The organism is Allobosea sp. 05T422_2 (assembly GCF_056396265.1).
Genome location: NZ_JBFTLD010000462.1, coordinates 1 through 2,458, shown reverse-complemented (window position 1 = coordinate 2,458; position 2,458 = coordinate 1). Strand labels below are relative to the sequence as shown.

The 2,458-nt window shown below is 65.0% G+C and carries 3 protein-coding genes; all 3 read left to right on the top strand.

The genetic code is table 11. From position 1 onward, the window contains the following. The coding region (locus tag AC1DJT_RS36110; protein ID WP_476835995.1) for an LbetaH domain-containing protein at positions 1-341 on the top strand (341 nt) is incomplete at its 5' end. After that, positions 338-1,462, top strand: a complete 1,125-nt coding sequence (locus tag AC1DJT_RS36105) for a DegT/DnrJ/EryC1/StrS family aminotransferase (protein ID WP_476768041.1) — start codon at positions 338-340, stop codon at positions 1,460-1,462. The genes AC1DJT_RS36110 and AC1DJT_RS36105, both read left to right, overlap by 4 nt. 166 nt (positions 1,463-1,628) lie before the next feature. Beyond that, positions 1,629-2,402 carry a Crp/Fnr family transcriptional regulator gene (locus AC1DJT_RS36100; protein WP_476835994.1) on the top strand — a complete coding sequence of 258 codons (774 nt, stop codon included), beginning with the start codon at positions 1,629-1,631 and terminating at the stop codon, positions 2,400-2,402. The last annotated feature ends 56 nt before the right edge of the window (positions 2,403-2,458 follow it).

Sequence of the window (2,458 nt, the reverse complement as noted above, 5' to 3'; positions counted from 1 at the left end):
AGGGGGTGGTGCTCGAGGATGAGGTCATGATCGCCCATGGCGTGATGTTCACCAATGACCGCATGCCGCGCGCGGTCAGGCCGGGGGGATCGCGAGAGGCGCAGGCATGGGCCCAGGAGGCCACGGTCGTGCGCCGAGGGGCGTCGATCGGCTCGAATGCCACCATTGGCTGCGGGGTCGAGATTGGAAGCTACGCCGTGGTCGGCTGCGGCGCAGTCGTGATGCGTGATGTGCCGGCCCGCGCGGTGGTCGCCGGGGTCCCGGCCAGCGTCATCGGCCATGCCGGAGCCAATGCCACTGCGCCCAGGTTGTTTGAAACCGTACTGGGGGAAACCTCATGATCCCATTTCTCGATCTCAAGGCTCAGTTCAAGACGGTGCAGGAGCCGCTCGAGGCGGCCGTCCTCTCCGTCCTGCGCAGCGGCAACTATGTCCTGGGCGAACCGGTCGCGGCCTTCGAGCGCGCGTTCGCTGAATATTGCGGTGTCGGGGAAGCCGTGGCCGTGAGCAGCGGCACGGCAGCCCTGCACCTGGCCCTGCTCGCGGCCGGTGTCGAACCCGGGGACGAGGTGATCACGGTACCAATGACCTTCGTCGCAACGGTGGCCGCGATCCACTATGCGGGAGCGAAGGCGGTTCTGGTCGATGTCGATCCCAACAGCTTCACCATGTCGCCGGAAGCCTTCGAGGCTGCCATCACGCCGGCGACCCGTGCCGTCGTGCCCGTCCATCTCCATGGCAGGCTTGCCGATATGGCGGCGATCGGCGCCATCGCCAATCGCTACGGCATCACCGTGATCGAGGATGCTTCCCAGGCCCATGGCGCGGAGCGCGATGGCATGCGGGCAGGCGCCTTCGGCTCATATGGCTGCTTCAGCTTCTATCCCGGCAAGAATCTCGGGGCCTGCGGCGAGGGGGGCGCGGTGGTTACTCACGATTCCAAGGCCGCTCAGCTGCTGCGCAGCTTGCGCGACTGGGGACAGGAGGGACGATCCAATCACGTCAGGCCCGGCTTCAATCTGCGCCTCGACGCGATCCAGGCCGTGGCGCTGCAGGTCAAGCTGCCCTATCTCGATGGCTGGACACAGAAGCGCAGACGGATCGCTGCGGCCTATGAGCGGCTGCTGGGCGACACTGAGCTGCAGCTTCCGGCTCCGGCCCGGCGTGCGGAACACGTCTTTCATGTCTACGCGATCCAGAGCGAAGAGCGGGACAGGCTGCGGACGGAACTCGCCAAGGCGGGGGTTTCGACCGGCATCCACTATCCCCGCCCGGTTCATCTGCAGCCGGCCTATGCCGGGTTGGGTTACGTGCCCGGCGACTTTCCAGTCTCGGAGCGGCTGGCGCGGCGTTTTCTCTCGCTGCCGATCTTCCCGGAACTTGTCACACCCCAGCTGGCGCGGGTCGCTTCCGCTCTTATCCGGTGCTGCGAGGAGCGGCACGTCCACGCGGCCGATGCGTGAAGCCGTTGATCGTCACCACGCGCAGTTTCCCGGTGGGGGAGTCCTTTGGGGCGCCAAAGTACAATGAAACGTTTGAAACTGGGTCCGACAAATGCAGCTTATCGGGGATTGGCGGTTAACATAAGTTAACCCTTCGGGCCATCGCGCGGCCTTGGCGGAGGGGGTAATGCATCGCATCCAGTCGGCCGTGGCATCGAACCATGCGGGCGTCGCGCGGGAACGCGTGTGGTGCCTGACATGCCCGTTGCGGCAGATCCCCGCGCTCCATGGCGTGTCGGATGCGGAGGCTACGACCCTGGAAGAGTTCAAGCAGGGGCAAAGGTTTGCGGAAGCCGGTAGCGTGATCCTGGAACGAGGCGCGCGGCCGGGCCTGTTCACGCTGTTCTCCGGTTGGGCTGCAGAGTACCGGGCTCTGGGGTCCGGCGAGCGTCAGCTCGTCGCCATCCTCCTCCCCGGGGATCTGATCGGTCTCGATACGGTGATGGCGGGCCCCTCAGAGAGCACGATCATTGCCCTGACCCCCGTCATGCTGTGCAGTTTCGCTGCTGCGAGAGTCGACGAGATGTTCCGGCACGAGAGCTTCATGCGGAGTATCACGCGTGCTGCGGTTGCCGGGCGCCGCCGCCTCGTGGATTCGCTGACCGCGCTCGGTGCGGGGCGGACGTCTCGTGCGCTCGCCCATTTCGTCGTGACGTTGCACGATCGCCTGCAGATCCGGGGGCTGATGCATKACGGGGGCTTCAAGACGCCGCTCGGGAAACGCCACCTGGCGGAGGCTTGCGGGGTCACCGGGGTTCACCTGCATCGCGTCATGCAATTCCTGCAGGCTGAGCGGGTGATGTCCTTCGCGACCGGCCAGTTCAGCATTTACGACATGGAGCGGCTACGCCGTATGGCTGGTCTCTCCGTCAATGGTGCAGAGGCAGAGACAGTCCTCTGATGAGGTCTTCACGATTTTTTGTCCTGGAGGGTGAGCTGAAAAGGTAACATTTGTTT

Coding starts and splice junctions, on each gene's coding strand:
- AC1DJT_RS36105 (WP_476768041.1), top strand. CDS start 338: ATGATCCCATTTCTCGATCTCAAGGCTCAGTTCAAGACGGTGCAGGAG.